The organism is Microbacterium esteraromaticum, from assembly GCF_017303215.1.
GTDB lineage: Bacteria > Actinomycetota > Actinomycetes > Actinomycetales > Microbacteriaceae > Microbacterium > Microbacterium esteraromaticum_C.
Genome location: NZ_JAEMWU010000001.1, coordinates 576970 through 600993 on the forward strand (window position 1 = coordinate 576970; position 24024 = coordinate 600993).

Sequence of the window (24024 nt, forward strand, 5' to 3'; positions counted from 1 at the left end):
CATAGTCCGTCACGTCGCACAAACCGATCCCGTCATGTCCTGTGTCTTCCGGGTCCCCACCGCGAAGGTAGCGATCACGACGATGCCTGATGCCGGGGTGATCGGGGCCAACTCTAGGTCTGGTTTGATGGAGTGATGAGTGATGAGAGCAGCCTGAGCCTCGCCCGACTGCTCCGCGAAACGGAAGGGTATCTGCTGCCGCTCTCGGAGCCCACAGCAGATGCGACTGTCAGCACCATTGACTTCGACCTCGACCTCAAAGACTGCGCGCCGGGCGCAGTGGTGTTGCTCACCCGATCGCCTAGCTCGCATGTGGAACTTGAAGAGATCTGTACGCGCTTCGCGGCGGCGACGGCCCTGGTCGCTGCGCCTGGTCTACACGAACTTCTGGACGAACATGGCATGCGAGCCGAGGACGAGGGCCTGCCCTCTGGGCCTCTTCTTCTCGAGTGCGCTGACGGTGTCACATGGGCCGAGGTGCTTATACATCTTCGGCAACTTGTAGAAGGAGCCACGAGCGCTTTGGCTTGGCCCGACATCGACGACCTTGCCGGACTTGCCTCCGTCATTGCCAACATGACAGGCGCATCGATCACGATTGAGGATCCGCAGTCACGGGTCCTCGCTCATGCAAACCGCGACGGATCAATCGATGAGATCCGGAAAGAGACGATACTGACGGGCGCGATACCGGAGTGGCGGATCGCACAACTTGAGGAGTCAGGTTTTCTCCCGGCGGTGCGCGCCGCGACAGATGTGGTCGAGCGATGCGCTAGCGACGGTGAGCCGGCGAGGTCAGTGTTGCCACTTCGGAGCGGTGGAGAACTGCTCGGGACGATCTGGGCGGCGTACGGCGACGGAGTCGATCCGGCAAGCGTACGGGAGGTTCTGCGCGAGGCAGCAGGTGCCGCGCGTCCAGTAATGCTGCGCACTCTCCGTCGGTCGCCGTTCGAAAAGCGGGTCCGTCGAGAGGCGCTTATGTCTATCTTGACCGGCGCCAGGAACCTGGCCCCGCTCGCCGCGATGCTCGCGCTTCCCTTCCGTAGTCACTACGTCGCTGTCGCGATCGCAGGGGTGCAACCGCAGCACGAGCCTGCCGTGCGATTTCATCTCCGTGCGGCTTTCGCGGACGCGGCGCTGGCGCCGGTCCCATGGCAGACCATGCCGGATGTCAGGTGCATGGCGGCTCTGGTGCAAACCTCGTCACCGCTCACACCCGAGGAAGTCCGAGACCGCATCGCAAGGATCTTGAACCGCGCCGAGGACGGGGAGTATGGCTGGTTGTTCAGCGTTGGCCGCGTCGTGGGGCGGCTTGACCAGGTGAAGGATTCGTGGGACGAGGCCGCATACGCTCTCCAAGCGGCCAAGGTTGCCGAAACTGAGTCAAGCCACTGCGTAGCTTCACGTGTCGCGACGCCACTCGCGCGGCGGGGCTCAAGGGGGATGATTGCCACGGAACTTGAGTCGGAGATTCTCGGACTGCGGGTGGCCGACACCCTGGGCGACGCGTTGCCTGAGATCCTCCGTCCAGCGAAGGTGCTCGTTGCTCACGATCAGGCGCGCCAGGGGCAGTTGTTCGAGACACTGCGAATCTACTTCATGACCGTGGGGAACTCAGCTGAAGCATCGCGCCGACTGCACGTTCATGCGAACTCGCTCCGAAACCGCCTAGCGAGGATCGAGGAGCTGACGGGGTTGTCCCCGTTCTCTCGTGCTGATCGGCGTTGGCTCGAACTGTCCTTGCTCGTGTACGAGCGTTCGCCCCGAAGCCCCGTCGCGTGAGTTCGAGAGCCAAACCGCTGTCCGTGTGAGTGTGAGGATCACACAGTTGGTCGGCAGAAACTCCGGTGGATTGACGATGTAGTTCCTCCCGCGGTGGCCTCTAGCATGGAGACAGTCATAGGCGACCATTCACTATTGGATCGCTGAACGCCACCCAATAGTGAGGACTACATGACTTTCGCGCGCTCTTCCAGTATCGGCACAGCACTTCGGCGCGATGCCGTTGTTGCGGAAATCGCGAACGCTGATTGTCCGACTGTTGAGCTGAGCACGGTTCCCGTTCTCAGTGATGAGAACTTGGTTATCGGTCTGATCGATATCGACCTTATTGAGCAACAGTATGCCAAGCTCGTCCAGGCCTTTGCCAATGGTCGGCGAGAGACACGCAGTCTTCACGCCATCGCGTGCAAAGCCGTTCCGCTACGGCCGATTCTTCGACTTTATGCCCAGCTCGGCGCAGGGTGCGAAGTTGCAAGTGAGGGCGAACTGGAGCTCGCTGTCGCGACCGGATTCCCACCGGAAAACATCGTGTTTGACTCCCCGGCGAAAACGCAGTCTCAACTGCGGCGTGCCCTTGCGCTCGGCGTCGTGATCAATATCGACAACTTCGCAGAGTTGACGCGTATCGATGCGCTTCGCGCCGAGTTGGGCGACACCGATCGGGCATCGACTTTTGGGATGCGTGTGAATCCCCAGACCGGCGCGGGGACGATCGAGGCATTGAGTACAGCCAGCCCCAACGCCAAGTTCGGCGTTGGCCTCGCCGACGAGGGGGCTCGCGAGGCCATCATCGCGGCCTTCCTGGAGCGCCCTTGGCTCACCCAGCTTCACGTGCATTCCGGATCCCAAGGAGTAGCGCTCTTGCACGCGGCCCGAGGGATTCGCGCCGTAGTGGATCTTGCATTGGAGATCAATCGGCTTACGGAAAGAATCGGACGAGGGCAGCAGGTCTCTCGAATCGATATTGGGGGAGGCCTGCCGGTGAACTTCGAAGGAGAAGACGCTGTTCCCACGTTCGCGGAGTATCGCGCCGTACTTGAGCGCGTCGTTCCTGAGCTTTTTGAGTTCGACATCGTGACAGAGTTTGGTCGAGCGCTTGCAGCGAAAGCCGGCACTGTTCTCACTCGCGTGGAGTACGCCAAAGCGATGGGGGAGCGGCGGGTTGCGATCACACATGCCGGCGTGCAGGTCGCGACGCGCACTGCGTATGCTCCGGAGGATTGGCCCCTGCGCATTCTGGCTTACGATGCCTCGGGCCAACCCATTGCATCTCGCGCACTCGTCTCGCACGACGTCGCGGGACCGGCCTGCTTCTCGGGCGACTTGCTCGCTAGTGATCGGGAGCTCCCCGAGTTGCATTCAGGTGACCTGATTGCGATACCGGATACCGGAGCCTACTACTTCAGTAGTCCTTATTCGTACAACCTCCTGCCACGCATCCCGATCTATGGGTATCGCGATGGGCGCATTCAAGAAAGTGAATCCTCCCATCCGGGAAGATCCGAGTCCGCGTTTGACTATCTTGTGGTCCACAAAGGCGAAACCGTCACCGATGTCATCAACAACGTCGGTCCACGCGAACTGGAGCCCTACGTGAATTGGGGGACACAAGACGTCCGCGTTCCGATGGTGGCGGACGGGAAAGGTCGATGATGGAGTCGGGAGATATGGTGAGCAGCGCATTGATCGTGCGCGGCGTAACCGTTCTTGATGGGAAGGGCGGGCGCTCGTCCAGCCCGCGTGACGTCCTCATTGAGGAAGGACGAATCACTGCGGTCAGGCCACGAATCAGCCCAGCCGAGGACGTACGTGAGATCGACGGCACCCGACGCTTCTTGCTGCCCGGCTTTATCGACGCGCACGTACATCTGCGCTTGCCTGGCACGCCAATCAACCCCGCGACTTCTCTTCATGAGCCGCCGACGCTGAGGCTTTATCGTGCGACGAAGAACATGCGCGCAACGCTACGGGCCGGAGTCACTTACGTGCGTGATCTCGGCGGGATTGACTACGGAGCGAAGATGGCGGTCGACTACGGCGAGATCCTCGGGCCCAGGATAGTCCCCGCCCTGCAGGCGATCGGTCCCACCGGCGGCCACACAGACTACCGGACGCTCGGCGGATTCGCGCAAGATCGCGATACACCGGGGCTGAGCATCAGCCCTCTCGCTGATGGCCCAACGGAAGCCGTCCTCCGTACCCGTGAGCTCCATCGCGCAGGAGCAGGTGTCATCAAGGTGATGGGAACAGGCGGAGTGTGGAGCCCGCGTGACTCCCCCGAGCACGATGGATTCTCGCCTGAGGAGCTCAGCGCGATAGTTAAAGAAGCCACTAATCGGGGGCTTCCGGTGGCATCCCATGCGCAAGGAATCAACGGCATAAAGAACTCCATCCGAGCGGGCGTGACGAGCATTGAGCACGGGTACTCCATCGATGACGAGGCTATCGAGCTCATGCGATCTGGTGGTGTCTGGCTGGTGCCGACGCTTCTTACCGGAATGACGCCGCCGACGGGCGCTGACGTGCCAGATTACGCGCGAGCCAAGAAGGTTCGCCTGCAGCAGTCGCTTAGAAACAACATCTCGCGCGCAATAGAGGCGGGCGTCAAGATTGCCATGGGCACCGACTCGGGAGTTGTTCCGCATGGTAGAAATCTGCTGGAACTCGCCCACCTTGTCGAGTGTGGTATGACGCCGATGCAGGCCATCGTGGCGGGCACGTCGCATGCAGCAGAACTGCTTGGAATCGACGAAACGGTTGGCTCAGTTGAGGTTGGCAAGGACGCTGACCTCGTAATCACAGATGTCGACCCCGAGCATGATGTAAAAGCGCTTTCCGATCCCAGGCGCATCAAGATCGTAATGCAACGGGGGCGAGTGGTGCACGCGAATTGATCCGTGACCTTCTTCTGAATCCAGGAGAATGAATCTCGTTCCAACATTATCAAAGGAGATAGGCGACCTCAGTGGGTATGCACCTTTTGAGACAAACCGGCCAGCTCGTGGCCGTGCTACTTGCAGTCTCGGTTATCGTATTTCTCAGTGTTCATCTTGTTCCCGGTGACCCCGCGAGAATTATTGCAGGTGAAGATTCTTCCGAGGCGGACGTGATGGCGGTTCGCGAAAGCCTCGGCCTGGATCGAAGCTTGATTGTTCAGTATTTCGACTACATGATGAACCTGTTTCGGGGAGACTTGGGCTACTCGTATCAGACGAATCGACCGGTGGCCGACCTGATTGCCGCACGACTGCCAGCCACCATTACCCTCGGTGTCTCGTCCCTAGTGTTCGCAATTGTTATTGGTATTCCACTCGGCGTGATCGCAGCCGTCAAGAGGAAGACGGTTTGGGACACCCTCGCGTCGTCCACCGCTCTCCTCGGGGTATCCATTCCGAACTTCTGGCTCGGATCGATGCTGATCCTCGGGTTTGCGGTGGTCCTGCCCATCTTCCCTGTTGCCGGCTTGCAGTATCCGTGGTTCACGAGGGAGGGACTGCTGGAACTCGTGCTCCCGTCTATCACGTTGGGCACCGCAACGGCAGCGCTTCTGGCGCGCATGACCAGGTCTTCTCTGTTGGAGGTTCTCCAGTCGGATTTCGTGAGGACCGCGAGATCCAAAGGAATGCCAGAAAAGCAGGTGATCATGGTACACGCGTTGCGCAATGCAATGATCCCGATCATCACGATCATCGGACTCAGCTTTGGAGGCATTCTCAGTGGGGCGATCGTGACGGAACAGGTCTTTGCAATCAATGGGATCGGGCAGCTCACTGTTAGTGCGTTGACCAACCGAGACTTCCCCGTCATCCAGGCCGTGACGTTGATGATGGCGACCACATTTGTGCTCGTGAACTTTTTGGTAGACGTTGTCTACGCCCTAGTGGATCCGAGGATCAATGTTGTTCAATGAGAAGGCTACGGTGAACAGGGTGACGGGCCGCATTTCGCTGTTCAGGACGCTCCGGGAGAATGTGCTGGCGTTGGTCGGTACCGTCATCATCGTCATTTTCGTAGTGGTCGCACTCGGTGCCAACGTGTTGACGCCTTACGAGCCAAACGTTCAAGACCCCAATGCGGTGGGTCTCTCGCCCGGCTCTCCAGGCCATCTGCTTGGAACTGATAGCTACGGACGGGATACGGCTACACGTCTGTTTTACGGTGCGCGCATCTCACTTTGGGTCGGGATCGCCGTTGTGATCATCACCGTGGTTTTCGGGGTTTTCTTCGGAATATTGGCTGGCTACTACAAGCGTCTAGACGCCGTGATCATGCGAGGCGCGGATATTATGTTCGCGTTTCCGGACATTCTGCTGGCGCTCCTGATCATGTCAATCTTGGGCACCAACATCACGAACATCATCATCGCGATTAGCATTGGTTCCATTCCTTCGTGCGCGAGGGTCGTAAGGGGAAGTGTCCTCCAAGCGCGCGATAAGGACTATGTCGGCGCAATCCGTGCACTCGGCGGTTCAGACCTCCGCATCGCTGTAAAGCACATCTTGCCGAACGTTATGGCGCCGGTAATCGTGTTTGCAACGATGCGTCTGGGGTCCGCAATTCTGTCTACAGCGGCTCTCAGCTACCTGGGTCTTGGCGCCCAACCTCCGACGCCGGAGTGGGGCGCCATGATCTCGGAGGGGCAAAAGTATATGTTTACGCTGCCGCACTTGATCATTGTGCCTGGCGTGGCAATAGCGCTCGTAATATTCTCTTTCAATGTCGTCGGCGATGCATTGCGTGATCGCCTTGACCCCAAACTGGCAAAAGCATAAATGCTCTGAGGAGGGCAAAATTCAATGACTGTAAGAAAGATGGTTCTTGGCGCCGGTGCTTTGCTGATTGCTGGCGTCCTCGTAATGACGGGATGCAGCGCGGCAGACCTCAAGGACGGCGGCGCTGCCGGAGAGGGGACGGGCAAGATTGTTCAGCTGCAGTCTGGCCAGATCTCAGGCCTCGCCCCCTACGCGAACAACAACTCGGCGTCGAACAACGCGATGCTGCAGATCTACGAGGGCCTTGTCGCCAGAGATCTCGAAACGAATGAGGTCGCGCCGCGTCTTGCGGAGTCATGGGAGCTCACCGACGACGTGACTTGGGTCTTTCACCTTGAGGAAGATGTGACGTTCCACGACGGAACGTCACTCAACGCAGACGCCGTTGTCTACAGTCTCGATCAGGTGGAGAGCAACCCCAGGGCGTCCCGAAAGTCGATGATGGAACCGATTGCGGACGTGACAGCGCTCGATGACCTCACGGTGCAGATCACGACGAAGGAGCCGTACGGGCCGCTGCTCGACCTTCTCTCGCGCCCGCAGATGCGCATCATCAGCCCGGACGCCGATCAGAACTCGGACCTCAACCTGCATGGTGTGGGAACCGGTCCGTATGAGTTTGTCGAGTGGGTCCAGGGAGACCGGTTGACACTGAAAGCATACGGGGACTACTGGCGTGGCCGTCCTGTCGCGGATGAGTACATCATCCGTCAGGTGCCGGACTACAACACCGCGTTGTCGATGATGCAGTCCGGTGAGGCGGATTTCGTCGGGGGTATCCCGATGCAGCAGGCCGGACGCGTGGAGTCGATGCAGGGCGTGGACCTCTATGAAAGCAGAGGAACGGGCGTTCGTTACCTGGGCATGAACATGGACCGGGAACCGATGAACAACGTCGAGTTCCGTCGCGCAATCTCAATGGCAATCGATCGGGACGCCTACATCGATCACATCGGCGGTCTGGGCCAGCGCACGGACAGCTACGCAGGTACTGGCACTTTCGGCTATGACCCTTCGTCCGATGACCGTGGTGTTGCATACGACCCCGATGGTGCTCGCGAGATCATCGAAGACAACGGCTGGGTCGGTGAGAGCATCGAGCTGGTCGCAAGCAACGCCGAAGACACGGTGGACATGGCGACGGTGATCCAGGCCGCGCTGGTAGATGTGGGTCTCGACGTCGACATTCAGCTGTATGACGGTCCGACTGCCCTCGAGCGCGGCAGGGCCGGCGATCACGACATGTTCATCGCAGGATTCGCGTCTGGTGGCAGCAGCATGCTGTTCGACACGCTTCACTCGCTGAGCATCGACAACGGGAGCAATATGGCTCGGTTCTCGAACTCGGAGTTCGACGCGATGATCGATACGGCGAACGCGACAGTTGATTCGGAACAGCGCGCGTCGATCCTCGCCGAGGCGAATCTGTTTGCGATGGAGCAGATGCCGTGGGTTGTGATGCGACACGACATGAGCGTCGTGGCCATGGATGAGGAGACCTCCGAGATGATTCGTCTCGGGCCGACAGGCGACGGTCACGTTCGCATCGTTCCGGCTGACGAAGCGAACTGACGTGGCTTCGGTTCATCACTGTGAGGAGAGTTGCCGTGGCATCGCTGCTTGAAGTGCGTGGTCTAACCGTTTCGGCCGAGACCCGCTCAGGGCACCGTGACCTTGTCAAAGGGATCGACTTCACGGTCGAAGAAGGAGAGGTAGTCTGCATCGTCGGTGAGTCGGGCTCTGGCAAGAGCATGTCTTCGCTGTCGATCATCGATCTACTGCCGGCCGGGGTAATGCGGCGCTCCGGAGAGATCATGTTCGACGGTCGGCGAATCGACTCGCTTTCGCGCCGGGATATGTCTCGGCTGCGCGGTTCCGAGATCTCGATGATCTTTCAGGAGCCGATGACGGCACTCAATCCTGTCTTCGAGATTGGATTCCAACTGGTGGAGCCGCTGATGTATCACCAGGGACTCAGCCGCGCTGAGGCGCTGAAGGTCGCAATCGAGAGTCTTCGCCTATGTGGTATTCCGAACCCCGACCAGCGGGTGAAGCAGTACCCTCACCAGCTGTCTGGTGGCATGAGGCAGCGAGTCATGATCGCGATGGCGATGTCCTGCCAGCCGCGGCTTCTCCTCGCCGACGAGCCGACCACGGCGCTTGACGTAACCGTGCAATCGCAGATCCTTCACCTGCTGATGGACCTGCGAAGACGCTTCGGCACAGGGCTCTTGTTCGTGACTCATGATATGGGCGTCGTGGCTGAAATCGCGGATCGCGTGATCGTCATGAAGGCAGGTTCGATTGTTGAATCCGGGCCGGTCGTGACGGTCTTCGAAAACCCGGCGACGGAGTACACGAGGAACCTTCTAGCCGCTGCGCGTGCTGTCGCCTCGTGATCGCGCATTGAGGAAATGGAGTGAGTTTGGTGGATCCGATTCTCGAGTGCGAGTCGCTGGTCAAAACATACAAAGGTCCCTGGTCAAAGGGGAAACGACGGAACGTTGATGCATTGCACGACGTTTCGCTGCAGGTGCGCGCAGGGGCGACCCTTGGCATCGTCGGGGAAAGCGGCTCCGGTAAGTCGACGCTCGGACGACTGTTGATCAATCTTGAGACTCCAACGTCTGGTTCCGTGAGATTCAGGGGACGTGAACTCAGAGGGGGAGGGCGTCGTGAAGCACTGGAGATGCGGAAGCAGCTGCAGATCGTTTTTCAGGACCCGTACGAGTCGCTCAACCCGCGCTTGCGAGTCGGAGATGCGCTGACTGAGGCACTGGAGATCCAGACGCGCATGACGCGTAGAGAGCGGCGGGCAAAGGCGCTTGATTTTCTGGCACGCGTCGGGCTCAGCGCCGAGGACTTCGCGAAGTTCCCGCATCAATTCAGTGGCGGCCAACGACAGCGCGTATGCATCGCTCGCGCACTCATCGTCGATCCTGCGCTTGTGGTGTGCGATGAGGCGGTGTCAGCGCTCGACGTGTCCATCCAAGCCTCGATACTTGAGCTTCTGGGTGAGCTGCAGAGAGACCTAGGTCTCACGTACGTCTTCATCTCCCATGACCTTGGGGTCATCAAGAACATCGCGGATGACGTTGTCGTGATGCAGTCGGGACGCGTCGTGGAGAGAGGAACCGTCAACCAGATCTTCGCGTCGCCGCAGACCGACTACACGCGCGAGCTTCTCGACGCCGCGCCAATCGTAGACCCACACTCCACGCGCTACCGATGACTTGTCTCACCTTGAGCGTTCAGTCGGTGTAGTGCCGTTGTTGGAGGGAGAGCGACTCGTTGGAAGAAAGAACATGACAAACACTCTGAAGTCCCCGTCATTCGACCCGACGCCGTGGGAGTCCTATCTCGCGGAAGTAGCGCGAAGATATCACGTGCCTGGAGTTCTCGCCGGAGTCGCACAGATCGATACCCGAACGGGGCGTCAGAAACGCTTCGTCGCTAGTGCGGGCCTGACGTCGCTGACAACCCGAGTTGCGACCGACCGTAGCACCGTCGGCCAGATCGGGTCCGTGACGAAACTCTTCACGTCGCTGATGATCATGCAGTTACGTGAAGAGGGAAAGCTCAACCTTGACGACAGGGTGATCGATTTCCTTCCCGAGTTTCGGCTCAGCAGTGAGTTCTATCGAGATGTGACTATCCGACACCTGCTCACGCACACGTCCGGTATCAACGGTGACGTGTTCTTCGATGCGGGACGAGGCGAGGATGCCATCGAGAGGTTCGTCGGCTCACTGGCATCGGTCGGGTCGATCTTCGCCCCGGGGCGAGGATGGTCGTACTGCAACGCGGGGTTCACGATCGCGGGACGCGTCACGGAGGTTCTCGACGGGCGCCCATGGGCTGAATCACTGGACCAGCGTGTGAGAAAGCGTCTCGGACTCAAGAACTTCTTCACTCTGCCGGAAGAAGTGATGGCTCATCGCTACCTAGTGGGGCACGTCCGCGAAGGCGGACAAGGACTCTGGAAGCCAGTCCCGGTCCCAGACATGCATCAGGGCAGAAGCCCGGCCGGGATCGTCATCAGCGACGTTGACAGCCTGCTCGACTTCGGGATCGCCTGCATGAGAGGTGGGGACGCAGGGAACGGGCAACGACTCGTGTCGCCCGAAACCGTCGCGGAGATGTGGAAACCCGCGGTGGATCTCGACGCTCGCCTGTCGGCCGCCACGTCGGCGCAGCGCACGCTGGGGTGGATGCACGATCAGTGGGGCTCTCATCGAGTGGTGGGCCACGGGGGCAGCAAGCTGGGAAACAACGCATGGTTCCGAGTCCTCCCCGACGACGGAACGGTTTTCGCTGTTCTCTGCAACGGTGGTCTCGCGGCCGACGCGGGAAACGAGATCTGCGCCGCGCTCGCGGAAACCTATGTCGGTGCTGTGGTGCCGCCCAGGTCAGCCGCCCTCCCCAACGCGAAGGTCGAGATCGAGGACAGCTGGTTAGGCACCTACAATGACGCGGTGACGACGCTGAAGGTGGCGCGCGCGGCTGACGGTGGATACTCGGTGACCGTCGATAGAAGCCGGCTTCGAACACGTCGCTCAGCCATGGCAACGTCCGCACCGCAGCAGATGATGCTGCGTTCTACGGGGATCGCGTATCAGTTCCTCGCGCGAGCAGACGAGCTCTCGAGCTTCACGCCAGTTGCGTTTACCGAGGTTGACGGCGAACGTTGCGTCTACCTCGGGACACGCTGCCTTCCACAGAACCGAGGTACCTATGAAGGCGAGCAAAATGAATCCTGACGACGTCTTCTCTGATTTCGGTGACATCGAAGCCTTCTCACGGGTATGCCGGATCGACTCGATTGCGGCGTCCGCAGCCGGAAGGGTCGTTGCGGAGGTGCGTTGGCCGGTGAGCTCCGGCGCGCGGCTGAAATCGTCGCTCTGGGAGCTTGACCCTCACGGCGAGAAGCGAGCGCGACGCATCACATTCTCGGAGGAGGGGGAGCGAGCGCCGCGATTCTGTGCGGACGGTTCGTTGATCTTCGTCTCACGTCGGCACGGTGGTGCGGGAGAGGGAGAACCGCGCCAGACGTCGCTATGGCGGCTTCCTGAGCACGGGGAGGCCCACAGGCTTGCCGGTTTTGCGGGTGATCTCACCGTTCACGGGATTGCCGAAGACGGCACCGTTCTGGCGTCCACCAGTGTGCTCGTGGGCAGCAATCTGGACAACGACGCAACGCGACGCAAAGAACGTCGCGAGTCCGAGAGGAGCACTATTCTCCACACGGGGATGCCCATCCGTCACTACGACCGGGAGTTGGGGGAGGCCTGCCCCCATCTCGTTCTGGTTCGACCTGATGGCGGCGTCGTCGACTTGACTCCCGACGTCGACGCGATCGCGCTGGTCGGGGTCACCGCTGATATCTCGCCCGACGGGCGGCGGGTCGTGACGACGTGGAAAGAACGACTCACCGGCGCTGCGACGCGTGCGAACCTCATGCTCATCGACACGCACACTCTGGAGCAGACGCCGTACCTGTCCTGTGCCGACGGGGCCGATTTCACCGCACCTGTCTTCTCGCCAAGCGGGGCGCGACTCGCGGTCACCCGCACGACACGCCCCACTCCGACCGACCCGCAGTACGCGTTCCTCGAGATCCGAACCCTCGATGGTGACGCCGACGCCGTTGTAGCCGACGTGGGAGATATGACGGTCAAGGAGTACACCTGGCAAGCTGAGGAGAATCTCCTGGCTACGGGCGACCTGCATTCGTCTGGCGCGGTTATCTCCATCGACTCGGCGAATGGGCGCTCTGTCGCGATCGTGACTGGCGGTGTCTTCGCTTCGTTGGCCACCACGGCTGGAGAAGATGTCTTCGCCCTACGCAACAGCCTGCTCGCGCCGTCTGAACCCGTTCGCCTGCGACATCCGGACCTGCCTTTTGCGTTGCCCGCGCCCGGCCGCATCGGCGCTCTTCCCGGGCGGCTGGAGCGCGTCGAGGTGGAGGTGGACGGCACCCGCGTCGGCGGATGGCTGTGCACGCCGAACTCCGCGACAATTTCCCATCCCGCCCCAGCCATGTTGTGGGTGCACGGCGGGCCCCACAGCTCGTACAACGCGTGGGGATGGCGCTGGAACCCGTGGCTGGCCGTTGCTAGAGGGTATGCAGTACTGATGCCGGACCCCGCGATGTCGACGGGGTACGGGCACAGCGGGCTGAAGCGCGGGTGGCCGAGGCGGCCAGACGTGGTGTATCGGGAATGCGAGGCGCTCTTCGATCAGGTCATTCGCCGCGACGAGATCGACCACACCCGCACGGCGATGCTTGGAGGATCCTTCGGCGGCTTCATGGCCAACTGGATTGCTGGGCAGACCGATCGGTTCGATGCGATCGTGAGTCACGCGTCGCTTTGGGCTCTAGACCAGCAACACCGCACAACGGATCTGGCAACTGACAAGATGCGCGCTCACGGGCACGAGGCCGACAACGCCGATTGGTATCGTGCATTCTCACCCAACGTCAACCTGTCTCGCGTGGTGACTCCCATGCTGATCACGCACGGAAATCAAGATTATCGGGTTCCCGTCAGCGAGTCACTGCGCATGTGGTGGGACCTTGTGTCGAGCTGGGACGGGCCCCCGGAAACAATGCCGCACCGCTTTCTGCAAATGACGAACGAGAACCACGCAATCGTTCGACCGTCGAATACGAAGACTTGGATTCAGGTCGTTCTGGCGTTCTGCGATCAGCACGTCCTGGGCGCGGGCCCTATCAGTGAGGAGCTTGTCTCGTGAACCGCGCGCCAGCTGGAAAGACTGTGCTTGGCCCAAACGGTGACGAAGAGTCACGAATGACGCCCACGGCAGACCGTTCGTTGGATGTCGTTCTGGTGAACGGTCGGGTGATTGACCCCGAGTCGGGCGTCGACGGACTGCGACACGTCGGCATCCGAGGTAGCAAGATCGTGAGCATTCAGTCGGCTAGTGAGCCTCCGCCGCACGCGACTCGATTGATGGATATCGCCGGTTCTGTGATTGCTCCCGGGTTCGTCGATGTTCACAGCCACGCTCAGACGGTGAACGGCCTGCGTCTTCAAGCGCTTGACGGTGTGACGACCAGCCTCGATCTCGAAGCGGGGGTTGGCCCAGTCGCTGCGACCCACGTGGAGGTCGCGGCGCAAGGGCGGCCGACCAACTACGGGTATGCGTCGAACTGGCTTGCCGCGAGAGTAAGCGAGATCGAAGGGATCGCTCTCGAGCCGAACGGGAACGTGAAGAACGGCTCCGCGTCTGTTCTGGGTGCGAAGCTCGGCAGGGATGCCTGGCGCCGGCCCTCTACGCCGGACGTCGTAGACAGGATCATCGACCGTGTCGCGGCGGGGGTTGCGGAGGGCGGCATTGGCGTTGGAGTTCTCCTTGGCTATGCACCGGACTCGGGAAGGGTTGAAATGCTGAAACTCGCGCGACGCGCGAGTGCTCTCGGTGTGCCGCTGTTCGTCCATGGTCGATACAAGGAAGCGGATGATCCGCTCTCCGGGATTGAGGGTGTCTTGGAGCTTATCGCTCTAGCCGCCGCGACCGACGCTCATATTCATCTCTGCCACATCAACTCGACGTACTCTCTCCAGGCGGATCTCATCCTCGATGCCATTGAGGGAGCGCAGAAGAGCGGAATTCGGGTGACGACGGAAGCATATCCATATCACGCATCCTCTACCGTCATCGGTGCACCTTTTCTCTCGCCCGAGCAGATGTCGAGCCGCGGAAAGCGGCCAACGAGTATCCGATACCTAAAGACCGGCGAGCGGGTTTCAGACTTCCAGCGACTCGCCCAGCTGAGATCCGAGGACCCCGGAGGGACCGTTGTCGTGGACTACCTGGATCCCGATGATCCGGCACAGATCGCATTGCTCCACAAGATGGTGAGTTTCCCCGGAACCGTCGTGGCCTCCGACGCGATGCTGCTTCAACTCAACGGCCGCCGGAATGGCGCAGACATCGAGACCCGATGGCCTGTGCCGCCGGGAGTCTTCGCGCATCCGCGGACTGCTGGGACGTTCTCGCGGACACTCGGACACATCAGTCGTGAGCTCGGGCTGATGTCGTTGAACGAGGCGATCTCGCGTTGCAGTTATCTTCCGGCGAAGATGCTAGAGGGTTTCGTCCCGGCGATGCGCACCAAGGGGCGGATCCAAGTGGGTTGCGACGCGGACATCGTGGTGTTTGATCCCGAGACCATCCGTGACCGCGCCGACTTTGAGACTCTGAAACCGTCGATAGGCGTCGAACAGGTGCTCGTCAACGGCGAGTTCGTCGTGCAGAACGGCACGCTTCTTCCTGAGGCACTGCCTGGTCGCGCGATCCGGTCGGAGGTCGGCTGAAGCCACGGCGTGATTCGCCTGTATGGCTTGCGCGCATCCGCACGTCCCACCTACACCAGTACCGCTTTCTTCTCCCGTCGCATGCCATGCAGCAGCGGCTCGGTGTATCCGCTCGGCTGGCTGGCGCCTTCCAGAATCAGTCGCCGTGCGGCGGCGTACGCGATCCTCGGCCCAGCACCAGAGAGGGGCTCGTATGCGGCATCCGATGCGTTCTGCCCGTCGACGACGGGGGCGAGGCGCTGCAGGGCGGCGTCGACGTCGGCCTCGGTGATGACGCCGTGCTGCAGCCAGTTCGCCAGCAGCTGGCTCGAGATGCGCAGCGTCGCGCGGTCTTCCATGAGGGCGACGCCGTGGATGTCGGGCACCTTCGAGCATCCGACGCCCTGATCGATCCACCGCACCACGTACCCCAGGATCGACTGCACGTTGTTGTCGAGCTCGGTCGCGACGACGTCGGCCGTCAGATCGCCCGTACCGGCGAGCGGCGGCTGCAGCAGCACATCCAGCGATGACGGCTCATATGCCGGCAGCGTTTGACGCACCTCGAACGGGTCGACCTGGTGATAGTGCAGAGCGTGCAGTGTCGCCGCCGTCGGCGAAGGAACCCACGCCGTCGACGCCCCCGAACGGACGTGACCGATCTTCTGCTCGAGCATGTCGTGCATCAGATCGGGCATCGCCCACATGCCCTTGCCGATCTGCGCCCGCCCGCCCAGACCCGACGCCAGCCCGATCGCGACATTGCGGTCTTCGTAGGTCTGCATGAACGGCTGCGCCTTGATGCCCGACTTCGGCAGGAACGGCCCGGCGTGCAGCGACGTGTGGATCTCATCGCCCGTGCGATCGAGGAACCCGGTGTTGATGAACACCACCCGGTCGGATGCTGCCGCGATGCACGCCGCCAGATTCGCCGACGTGCGCCGCTCCTCATCCATGATCCCGACCTTCAGCGTGCGCTCGGGCAGCCCCAGCAGCGCTTCGACTCGGCCGAACAGCTCGACGGCGAACGCCACCTCGTCGGGGCCGTGCATCTTCGGCTTGACGATGTACATCGACCCGGTGCGCGAGTTCGCACCGCGCCGAGCGCCCGTCAGGTCGGGCAGCGCACCCAGCGCGGTCATGATCGCATCGAGGATGCCCTCGAAAACCTCACCACCGTCGGCATCGAGCACGGCATCGGTGCGCATCAGATGCCCGACGTTGCGCACGAACAGCACCGACCGGCCCGGCAGCACCAACTCGCCGCCCGACGGCGTCGTGTACCGGCGGTCATCGTTCAGCCGGCGCGTGAACGACTGCCCGCCCTTGCTCACCGTCTCGGTCAACGTGCCATCCATCAACCCGCGCCAGTTGCGGTACCCGAGCGCCTTGTCATCGGCGTCGACGGCGGCGACCGAGTCTTCCAGGTCCATGATCGTCGTGATCGCCGACTCCAGCACGACGTCTTGCACGCCCGCAGCATCCGTCCGCCCGATCGCGCCGTCGCGATCGATGACGATCTCGACGTGCAGTCCGTGATGACGCAGCAGCACCGACGTCGGAGCATCGGCCGGCCCCGCGAACCCGACGAACGTCGCCGGGTCGCTCAGACGTCGGATGCCCGATGCCGTCGCCACGGCCAGGCCTTCGGCATCCACCCGATAGCCGGTGGCATCCGCGTGCGAACCCTCGGTGAGCGGCGCCGCCTGGTCGAGCAGCGCGCGACCCCGTGCAATCACCTCGGCGCCGCGAGCGGCGTTGTACTCGCGGCCCGGGGCGAGCTCGACGGTCTGCTCGATCGCATCGGTGCCGTAGAGCGCGTCGTACAGCGACCCCCACCGGGCGTTCGCGGCGTTCAGCGCGAAGCGCGCGTTCAGCAGCGGCACCACGAGCTGCGGGCCGGCCATCGTCGCGATCTCGGGATCGACGTTCTCGGTCGTGATCCGGAACGGTGCCGGCTCGGGAACGAGGTAGCCGATCTCGGTGAGCAGCGCCCGGTACTGCGCCGGGTCGGGACGCCCGGGGGACGCCCGGTGGAACGCGTCAATGCGCTGCTGCAGGTCATCGCGGATGCGCAGCAGCTCAGCATTGCGCGGCGCGAGGTCATGGATGATCGCGGCGACACCGCTCCAGAATGCGCTCGCATCGAGCCCGGCATCGGCCAGGGCGGTCTCGGCGAACTCGGCGATCGGATCGGCGACCGACAGGCCGGCACGGTCGAGGTACGTGGTCACAGTCCTTGTCCTTCCCTGTGGGCGCCCGGGCGGCGCCGACTCCCACGGTAGGCAGAATGCTCGATTTCGGAGCGCCGATTTCATATCGTGGAACGCGTGACAGCATCCGACAGCTCTCCCGCACCCGGCGGCGTGCAGTCCGTCGCCCGCACCTTCGCCCTGCTCGAAGCCCTCGCCGACGCCGGAGGAGAAGAGGCGCTCGCCGCGCTCGCCGCCGCCACGGGCCTCGCCGTGCCGACCGCGCACCGCCTGCTCAAGACACTGCACGGCCTCGGCTACGTGCGCCAGCTCGAAGACCGCCGCTACGCCCTCGGCGCCGGGCTCATCGCCCTCGGGCAGCAGGCCGTGCCGCCGCTGGCCGATGCCGCACTACCCGCACTTCGGCAGCTCGAAGACGCCTTTCACGAGACCGCCAACCTCGCCGTGCTCGACGGTGACCTCGTGCTGTACGCCGGACAGGTGGCCTCGCGTCAGCGCATGCGCATGTTCACCGAGGTGGGCCGGCGCGTGCTGGCGCACTCGACCGGCGTCGGCAAGGCGATGCTCTCGACCATGCCCGAACCGCACGTCCGCGCCCTCATCGCCCGCACCGGACTGCCGCGCTTCACCCCGCAGACCCTCACCGACCCGGATGCCTTCATCGCCGACCTGCGCCGATCGCGCAGCCGCGGGTTCGCCGCCGACGACAGCGAACAAGAGGTCGGCGTGCGCTGCATCGCCGTCGCCGTGCCCGGACTGGGCCAGCCCGCCGCGATCTCGGTATCGGGTCCCGCCGCCCGCATCACGGATGCCCGGGTGCCCGACGTTGTCGACGCGCTGACGCAGGCGACCGAGCATCTGGCAGCTGCCGGCCGCTGAGCCGCGCGCCACCTGCGGTGCTCGATACACTTCCTTCGACCCCGACTCGAAGGATGCCCCGATGCCGCGTTTCGACCTGCCGCCCGAGCAGCTGCGCACCTACTCGCCCGACGTGACCGAACCGGCCGACTTCGACGAGTTCTGGCAGCGCACCCTCGCCGAGTCGCGCGCCGTCGCTACCCCGCCCGTGCTGCGCCGGGTCGACTCTCCCCTGCGCACGGTCGAGGTCTACGACGTCACCTTCAGCGGCTACGCCGGTGATCCCGTGCACGCCTGGCTCGTGCTGCCCGCGCACATCGACGGCCCGCTGCCGGGCATCGTCGAATACGTCGGGTACGGCGGCGGCCGCGGTGTCGCCCACGAGCAACTGCACTGGGCATCGTCCGGATACGCGTACCTGCGCATGGACACCCGTGGCCAGGGCAGCGTCTGGGGCAACGGCGGCTCGACCGCCGATCCGCACGGCACCGGTTCGTCGTCGCCCGGGTTCATGACCCGTGGCATCCTCGACCCGCACGACTACTACTACCGCCGCGTGTTCACCGATGGCGTGCTCGCCGTCGACGCGCTGCGCTCGCTCGACCGCGTCGACGCAAGCCGTGTCGCCGTCGTCGGCTCGAGCCAGGGCGGGGGCATCTCGATCGCCGTCGCCGGCCTCACCGAGGGGCTGATCGCCGTGATGCCCGAGGTGCCGTTCCTGTGCCACTTCGAACGCGCCATCGGCATGACCGACCGCGACCCTTACCAAGAGGTCGTCCGTTACCTGTCGGTGCACCGCGACGCCGTCGAGCCGGTCTTCCGCACCCTGTCGTACTTCGACGGTGTCACCTTCGCGCGCCGGGCAACGGCCCCGGCGCTGTTCTCGGTTGCCCTGATGGATGCCACCTGTCCGCCCTCCACGGTGTACGCGGCTAAGAATGCCTGGGCGGCCGACGCCGAGATCATCGAGTACCCGTTCAATGACCACGAGGGCGGCCTCGGCGTGCACTGGGCGCCGCAGGCGCAGTTCCTCGCCGCGCACGTGGGGGAGCCCGTCTCCGCCGGGTAAGCGCCCTCCCGAACGGCGAAGGGCGGAGCGAAAAGATAAGAGCGATACTCCTTCGTATGGCGTAAGTGCATGCTCGTGCGTGGCGGGCTGCGCTTTTTGCTCCCAGATTTTGGGAGCCAGCCCATGCGGGCGCATACTCGTGACACCCCATCAGCCTGTTCTTGGGAATCACAATGACGTCCTTCGCACCCGCCCCGAGCGACACGACCATCGCCATCATCGGCGCCGGTCGCCTCGGCACCACACTGGCTCGTGCGCTACGCGCCGCCCGCTTCCGCGTCTTCGGCCCCCTCGGGCCGGGCACCCCGCCCCGCGCCGACATCGCCCTCCTCTGCGTCCCCGACGCCGCCATCAGTGAGACCGCGCGCGCAACCAGACCGTTCGCCCGCCTCATCGGTCACGCCTCGGGTGCGACCCCCCTCAACGACGTCGACTTCAGCATCCACCCGCTCCAGACCTTCATCGGCACCGAGCCGCCCGAGATCTTCCACGGCATCACCGCGGCCATCGCCGGACGCACCCCCGACGCGCTCGCCGCAGCCGACAGCATCGCGCGCGCCCTCGGAGCCCGCCCGATCGCGATCGACGACGTGCACCGCGCCGAGTACCACGCCGCGGCCTCGTTCGCGTCGAACTTCGTGCTCACCGTGCTCGACGCCGCCGAGCAACTCGCAGAGCGGGCGAACATCCCGCCCGCCGACGCGCGCGAGCTGCTGGCACCACTCATTCGGCAGAGCGTCGACAACTGGGTCGCCACCGGGGCGGGCCCCGTGCTCACCGGCCCCATCGCCCGCGGAGATGAGGCCACCGTCGCCCGCCAGCGCCAGGTCGCCGAGGCAGCTGGGCTCGACGAGCTCTTCGACGCACTCGCCGATCGCACCCGCGCACTCACCGACAGACCCGCCGCATGAAGATCGTCCGCACGATCGCCGAGGTGCGCGCCGCCGTGCGCGACACCCGCAGTCGTGGCGGGCGCATCGGCCTTGTGCCCACCATGGGCGCCTTCCATGACGGGCACCTCTCGCTCATGCGTCACTCCCGCCAGCACAACGACCTCGTCGTCGTCTCGCTGTTCGTCAACCCCACCCAGTTCGGCCCCGCCGAAGACCTCAGCCGCTACCCGCGCGACGAGCAGCGCGACGCCGCCCTGGCCGAGCAGGCCGGCGCCGACGTGCTCTTCGCCCCCGATGTGGCCGAGATCTACCCCGATGGCTTCGCGACGAGCATCCACGTCTCGGGTCTCACCGACGTGCTCGACGGCGCCGCCCGCGGTGCGCACCACTTCGACGGGGTCGCCACGGTCGTCACCAAACTGCTCGGCATCGTGCGGCCCGACACCGCCTACTTCGGGCAGAAAGACGCCCAGCAGGTGCTCGTCGTCCGCCGCGTCGTGCGCGACCTCGACCTCGACGTGCGCATCGAAGCGCTGCCCACCGTGCGTGAACCCGACGGGCTCGCCATGAGCTCGCGCAACATCTACCTCGATGCGGATGCCCGCCGCCGGGCCGCCGCGCTGAACAGGGCGCTCACGGTGGCATCCGACCTGCACCGCTCCGGCGAACGCGACGCCGCCACCCTCGTGGCCGCCGCTCGACGGGTGCTCGATGCCGCAGGGATCACCCCCGAGTACCTCGAACTGCGCGACGCGACCGACCTGCGCGCGCTCACCCGTGTCGACGACGACGCCCTGCTCGCGGTCGCCGCGCGCGTCGGCGACGCCCGCCTGATCGACAACCACCTCCTCACCGCCTCGCCGAAGAAGCCGTCATGAGCTCCCACGCCGCCCCGCGCCGACGCGTCACCCTCGCAGACCTCGCCGCCAAGAAACGCGCCGGCGAACCACTCGTGATGGTCACCGCGTATGACCACCCCGGCGCGCAGATCGCCGAGGCGGCGGGCGTCGACCTCGTCCTCGTCGGCGACTCGGCCGCGATGACCGTACTCGGCTACGACAGCACCGTGCCGGTCACCGTCGACGAGATGCTCGTGCTCACCAGGGCTGTGCGCCGCGGACTCGACGCGCCCCTGCTGGTCGGGGATCTGCCGTTCGGCTCGTATGAGGCATCCGACGCCCTCGCGATCGCCACCGCCCAGCGCTTCGTGAAAGAGGCCGGTGTCGACCTGGTCAAGATCGAACGCGGCGGCACGAGCGTTGCCCGGGCCCGCGCCCTCGTCGACGCGGGCATCCCCGTCGTCGGCCACGTCGGACTCACCCCGCAGAGCGTCGCCGCCCTCGGTGGCTACCGCGCGCAGGGGCGCACCGCCGAGGCGGCGCTCGCCGTGATCGACGACGCCATCGCACTGCAGAACGCCGGATGCTCGCTACTGGTCGTCGAAGCCGTTCCCTCGCCCGTCACGGCGGCGATCGTCGACCGCGTCGACATCCCGGTGATCGGCATCGGCGCCGGTGCCAGCGCCGACGGGCAGGTGCTGGTGTTTCACGACCTGCTCGGCATCTACGACGGCCCCGCCGCCCGGTTCGTCAAGCGCTACGCCCACCTGCGCGACGCCGCGATCGACGGCGTCGCCGCCTACGCACGCGAGGTGCGGTCGGGTGCCTACCCCGCGCCCGAGCACGGGTACGCGATGGCGGATGCTGAAGAGCAACGCCTGCGCGAACTGCTCGACCGGCGCTGACGGCGGCCCGCCGTACGTTTGGCGGGAGTCTGAACGTCTGGCGGGCGACACGCCGCGTATACCGCTGGCATCCGTACAATTCCCCGCCAAACGTACGTGACTCCAACTCGGCACGGGTGTCACCCACCCGAACCGGCGGCACCCGACTCGGCCGCGGCCGTGATGCGCGCCGCCATGCCGGCGAAGATGAACCCGTGGAACGGCAGCACGGCCAGCCAGTACAGCCGTCCGGTGAGCCCGCGAGGAAAGAACACGGCCCGCTGCTCGTAGCGCGTGCCCGTGGCATCCGGCACAGCTCTCAGCTCGAGCCATGCGGCGCCGGGCACTCTCATCTCGGCCCGCAACCGCAGCAGGCCGCCCGCTTCTGCATCAGCGGTCGGTTCGCGAACTGCCTCGACCCGCCAGAAGTCCACGGCGTCTCCGGGGCGCACGCGGGTGCGGCTGCGCCGCCCACGTCGCAGACCGACGCCGCCGATCACGCGGTCCATGATGCCGCGCAGCGCCCACAGGAACCGTGACGAGTACCAGCCGTTCTGCCCGCCGATGCCCACGATCACCCGCCAGACCTCTGCCACGGGCGCGCTCGTGTGCACGGTGCGCTCATCGGTGAACACGGTCCGCCCCGCCCAATCCGGGTCGCTCGGCAACGGGTCGCTCGGGGCGCCCGACACCTCGGCATCCTGCCAACTCGTCTCGACGCCATCCGCGTCGACCCGGCCGAGCGCCAGCGACACCGCCCGCCGGTAGGGCATCAGCCCGCCTTCGGGGCCCGGGATCAGGTCGTCGATCGCCCGGTTCTTCATCACGCACTCGTTCTGCAGCGACTCCACGAGTGGGCGCGCGATCGCCCGCGGCACCGGCGTCACCAGATTGACCCACAGCGACGCCAGGCGAGGAGTCAGCACCGGCAGAGCCGCGATCGCCCGCTGCGGCAACCCCGCTTCGAGCGCGTACCCGTTCATCATCTGCCCGTAGCGCAGCACATCGGGGCCGCCGATGTCGACCGCGGCGTTCACCGTGGCATCCACCCGCGCCGCGCCCAGCAGGTAGTGCAGCACGTCGCGGATCGCGATCGGCTGAATGCGGTTGCGCACCCACTTGGGGGCGGGCATGTACGGCAGCACCTCGGTGAGGTGGCGGATCATCTCGAACGACGCCGACCCCGAGCCGATCACCACGCCGGCCTGCAGCACCAGCGTGGGCACTCCCGAGGCGAGCAGGATCTCACCCACCTGCACGCGCGAGCGCAGATGCGGCGACAGCTCGGCGCCGTCCGGGTGCAGGCCACCCAGATAGACGATCCGACGAACCCCGGATGCCGCGGCGGCATCCGCTACGGCGTGCGCGGCCTCGGCATCGCGGGCGTCGAAGTCCTTGCCTCCGCCCATGGAGTGCACCAGGTAGTAGACGACGTCCACATCGTGCATGGCACGGGCGACGGCATCCGCGTTCTGCGCCTCTCCCTCGACGATCTCGACGTCGTCGCCCCACGCGAACGATCGTGCGCGGGCCGCATCGCGCGCAAGCACGCGCACGCGGTAGCCGGCGTTCAGAAGGCGGGGCGTGAGGCGCCCGCCGATGTACCCGGTCGCGCCAAGGACGAGCGCGCGCGGTGCGGTGCCGTCATCGCGGGGCGCCGCGCGCAGTTCGCGTTCGCGGCCGGTCGGTGTGGTCAGGTCGCTCATGCACACAGGGTAGGTCGAGAGAGCCGCACGGCAAAAGGCCGACCCACCCTTGCCGAACGATTCATAGCGACATATCGTTAACCATCGTCCAATTCGAGGAGGACATCATGAGCAACGCATTCCCCAGTGGCGGCTTCGGCTTCGGAGCCAGCAACGGCGCAGGAAACCCGCTCGCGGGTGTGTGGGAGGCGATGGACCAGCTGCGCAGCACCTTCGAGCAGCGTCCCGGCACCTCGCGCATGGCCCGCGGCGACGTACGTGCGGCCGTCATCTCGCTGCTCGCCGAGAAGCCGATGCACGGCTACCAGATCATCAGCGAGATCGGCGAGCGTTCGGGCGGCGCCTGGAAGCCGAGCGCCGGATCGGTCTACCCGACGCTGCAGCTGCTCGCCGATGAGGGCCTGATCACCGCCGAAGAGCAGGGTGGACGCAAGACCTACTCGCTCACCGAAGCGGGTATCGCCGAGTCGGAAGAGGCCGCCGCCAAGCCCGCCCCGTGGGAGAACGCCGGCAACCGAGCGCCCGGACACCTCGCCCTGCTTCCCAAGGCCGGCATGGAGCTCGCCAGCGCCACCGCGCAGCTCGCCCGCACCGGAACCCCCGAACAGGTCGACGAAGGCGTCGCCGTGCTCGAAGACGCGCGCCGCAAGCTGTACGCGATTCTCGCCGAAGGGTGACGATCGACGA

General features: G+C 64.3%; 19 protein-coding genes. 17 read left to right on the forward strand and 2 right to left on the reverse strand.

What is annotated here, in order from left to right; translation table 11 throughout:
• Positions 1 to 135: 135 nt before the first annotated feature.
• From JF543_RS02655 to JF543_RS02705, 11 genes are all read left to right on the forward strand, one after another.
• A complete protein-coding gene (locus JF543_RS02655) occupies positions 136 to 1782 on the forward strand; it encodes a PucR family transcriptional regulator (protein WP_206822651.1) in 1647 nt (548 codons plus the stop codon).
• 171 nt (positions 1783 to 1953) lie between these two features.
• A complete protein-coding gene (locus JF543_RS02660; RefSeq protein ID WP_206822652.1) occupies positions 1954 to 3435 on the forward strand; it encodes a diaminopimelate decarboxylase in 1482 nt (493 codons plus the stop codon).
• Positions 3436 to 3452: 17 nt separating this feature from the next.
• Complete coding sequence (locus JF543_RS02665; RefSeq protein WP_206822653.1) at positions 3453 to 4676, forward strand: amidohydrolase family protein; 1224 nt, start codon at positions 3453 to 3455, stop codon at positions 4674 to 4676.
• Positions 4677 to 4753: 77 nt separating this feature from the next.
• Positions 4754 to 5692 carry an ABC transporter permease gene (locus JF543_RS02670; protein ID WP_242519509.1) on the forward strand — a complete coding sequence of 313 codons (939 nt, stop codon included), beginning with the start codon at positions 4754 to 4756 and terminating at the stop codon, positions 5690 to 5692.
• Positions 5693 to 5702: 10 nt separating this feature from the next.
• Complete coding sequence (locus tag JF543_RS02675; RefSeq protein WP_206822655.1) at positions 5703 to 6554, forward strand: ABC transporter permease; 852 nt, start codon at positions 5703 to 5705, stop codon at positions 6552 to 6554.
• Positions 6555 to 6578: 24 nt separating this feature from the next.
• A complete protein-coding gene (locus JF543_RS02680) occupies positions 6579 to 8126 on the forward strand; it encodes an ABC transporter substrate-binding protein (protein WP_206822656.1) in 1548 nt (515 codons plus the stop codon).
• A gap of 35 nt (positions 8127 to 8161) precedes the next feature.
• Positions 8162 to 8953 carry an ATP-binding cassette domain-containing protein gene (locus JF543_RS02685; protein ID WP_206822657.1) on the forward strand — a complete coding sequence of 264 codons (792 nt, stop codon included), beginning with the start codon at positions 8162 to 8164 and terminating at the stop codon, positions 8951 to 8953.
• 20 nt (positions 8954 to 8973) lie between these two features.
• Positions 8974 to 9786, forward strand: coding sequence for an ATP-binding cassette domain-containing protein (locus JF543_RS02690; RefSeq protein ID WP_206822658.1), 813 nt, complete (start codon positions 8974 to 8976; stop codon positions 9784 to 9786).
• A gap of 73 nt (positions 9787 to 9859) precedes the next feature.
• A complete protein-coding gene (locus tag JF543_RS02695; RefSeq protein WP_206822659.1) occupies positions 9860 to 11314 on the forward strand; it encodes a serine hydrolase domain-containing protein in 1455 nt (484 codons plus the stop codon).
• Positions 11304 to 13310 (forward strand): alpha/beta hydrolase family protein, encoded by a 2007-nt coding sequence (locus tag JF543_RS02700; protein WP_242519381.1) that lies wholly within the window; start codon positions 11304 to 11306, stop codon positions 13308 to 13310. Before JF543_RS02695 ends, JF543_RS02700 begins: the two co-directional genes overlap by 11 nt.
• Positions 13311 to 13366: 56 nt before the next feature.
• A complete protein-coding gene (locus tag JF543_RS02705) occupies positions 13367 to 14896 on the forward strand; it encodes an amidohydrolase family protein (protein ID WP_206822661.1) in 1530 nt (509 codons plus the stop codon).
• Positions 14897 to 14946: 50 nt separating this feature from the next.
• Here JF543_RS02705 and JF543_RS02710 read toward each other — a convergent pair whose 3' ends face one another.
• Positions 14947 to 17109, reverse strand: coding sequence for a malate synthase G (locus tag JF543_RS02710; protein ID WP_347401074.1), 2163 nt, complete (start codon positions 17107 to 17109; stop codon positions 14947 to 14949).
• Positions 17110 to 17205: 96 nt separating this feature from the next.
• On the opposite strand from JF543_RS02710, the gene JF543_RS14580 reads away from it, so the two are divergent.
• The 5 genes from JF543_RS14580 to panB all read left to right on the forward strand — a co-directional run bounded on the left by JF543_RS14580 (position 17206) and on the right by panB (position 21652).
• Complete coding sequence (locus JF543_RS14580) at positions 17206 to 17967, forward strand: IclR family transcriptional regulator domain-containing protein (protein WP_206822663.1); 762 nt, start codon at positions 17206 to 17208, stop codon at positions 17965 to 17967.
• A 61-nt stretch (positions 17968 to 18028) separates the two neighbouring features.
• Positions 18029 to 19015: an acetylxylan esterase gene (locus JF543_RS02720; RefSeq protein WP_206822664.1), complete on the forward strand. Its 987-nt coding sequence runs from the start codon at positions 18029 to 18031 to the stop codon at positions 19013 to 19015.
• 173 nt (positions 19016 to 19188) lie between these two features.
• Positions 19189 to 19926, forward strand: a complete 738-nt coding sequence (locus JF543_RS02725) for a DUF2520 domain-containing protein (protein ID WP_206822665.1) — start codon at positions 19189 to 19191, stop codon at positions 19924 to 19926.
• On the forward strand, positions 19923 to 20786 hold the full coding sequence (gene panC / locus JF543_RS02730) for a pantoate--beta-alanine ligase (protein ID WP_206822666.1): 864 nt from the start codon (positions 19923 to 19925) through the stop codon (positions 20784 to 20786). Before JF543_RS02725 ends, panC begins: the two co-directional genes overlap by 4 nt.
• Positions 20783 to 21652: a 3-methyl-2-oxobutanoate hydroxymethyltransferase gene (gene panB, locus JF543_RS02735; protein WP_206822667.1), complete on the forward strand. Its 870-nt coding sequence runs from the start codon at positions 20783 to 20785 to the stop codon at positions 21650 to 21652. The genes panC and panB overlap by 4 nt, the downstream gene beginning before the upstream one ends.
• 119 nt (positions 21653 to 21771) lie before the next feature.
• Here panB and JF543_RS02740 read toward each other — a convergent pair whose 3' ends face one another.
• On the reverse strand, positions 21772 to 23337 hold the full coding sequence (locus JF543_RS02740; protein ID WP_206822668.1) for an SDR family oxidoreductase: 1566 nt from the start codon (positions 23335 to 23337) through the stop codon (positions 21772 to 21774).
• A gap of 107 nt (positions 23338 to 23444) precedes the next feature.
• On the opposite strand from JF543_RS02740, the gene JF543_RS02745 reads away from it, so the two are divergent.
• On the forward strand, positions 23445 to 24014 hold the full coding sequence (locus JF543_RS02745; protein ID WP_206822669.1) for a PadR family transcriptional regulator: 570 nt from the start codon (positions 23445 to 23447) through the stop codon (positions 24012 to 24014).
• The last annotated feature ends 10 nt before the right edge of the window (positions 24015 to 24024 follow it).

Coding starts and splice junctions, on each gene's coding strand:
- JF543_RS02670 (WP_242519509.1), top strand. CDS start 4,754: ATGCACCTTTTGAGACAAACCGGCCAGCTCGTGGCCGTGCTACTTGCA.
- JF543_RS02720 (WP_206822664.1), top strand. CDS start 18,029: ATGCCGCGTTTCGACCTGCCGCCCGAGCAGCTGCGCACCTACTCGCCC.
- JF543_RS02725 (WP_206822665.1), top strand. CDS start 19,189: ATGACGTCCTTCGCACCCGCCCCGAGCGACACGACCATCGCCATCATC.
- JF543_RS02695 (WP_206822659.1), top strand. CDS start 9,860: ATGACAAACACTCTGAAGTCCCCGTCATTCGACCCGACGCCGTGGGAG.
- panB (WP_206822667.1), top strand. CDS start 20,783: ATGAGCTCCCACGCCGCCCCGCGCCGACGCGTCACCCTCGCAGACCTC.
- JF543_RS02660 (WP_206822652.1), top strand. CDS start 1,954: ATGACTTTCGCGCGCTCTTCCAGTATCGGCACAGCACTTCGGCGCGAT.
- JF543_RS02745 (WP_206822669.1), top strand. CDS start 23,445: ATGAGCAACGCATTCCCCAGTGGCGGCTTCGGCTTCGGAGCCAGCAAC.
- JF543_RS02655 (WP_206822651.1), top strand. CDS start 136: ATGAGTGATGAGAGCAGCCTGAGCCTCGCCCGACTGCTCCGCGAAACG.
- JF543_RS02700 (WP_242519381.1), top strand. CDS start 11,304: ATGAATCCTGACGACGTCTTCTCTGATTTCGGTGACATCGAAGCCTTC.
- JF543_RS02680 (WP_206822656.1), top strand. CDS start 6,579: ATGACTGTAAGAAAGATGGTTCTTGGCGCCGGTGCTTTGCTGATTGCT.
- panC (WP_206822666.1), top strand. CDS start 19,923: ATGAAGATCGTCCGCACGATCGCCGAGGTGCGCGCCGCCGTGCGCGAC.
- JF543_RS02705 (WP_206822661.1), top strand. CDS start 13,367: ATGACGCCCACGGCAGACCGTTCGTTGGATGTCGTTCTGGTGAACGGT.
- JF543_RS02740 (WP_206822668.1), bottom strand. CDS start 23,337: ATGAGCGACCTGACCACACCGACCGGCCGCGAACGCGAACTGCGCGCG.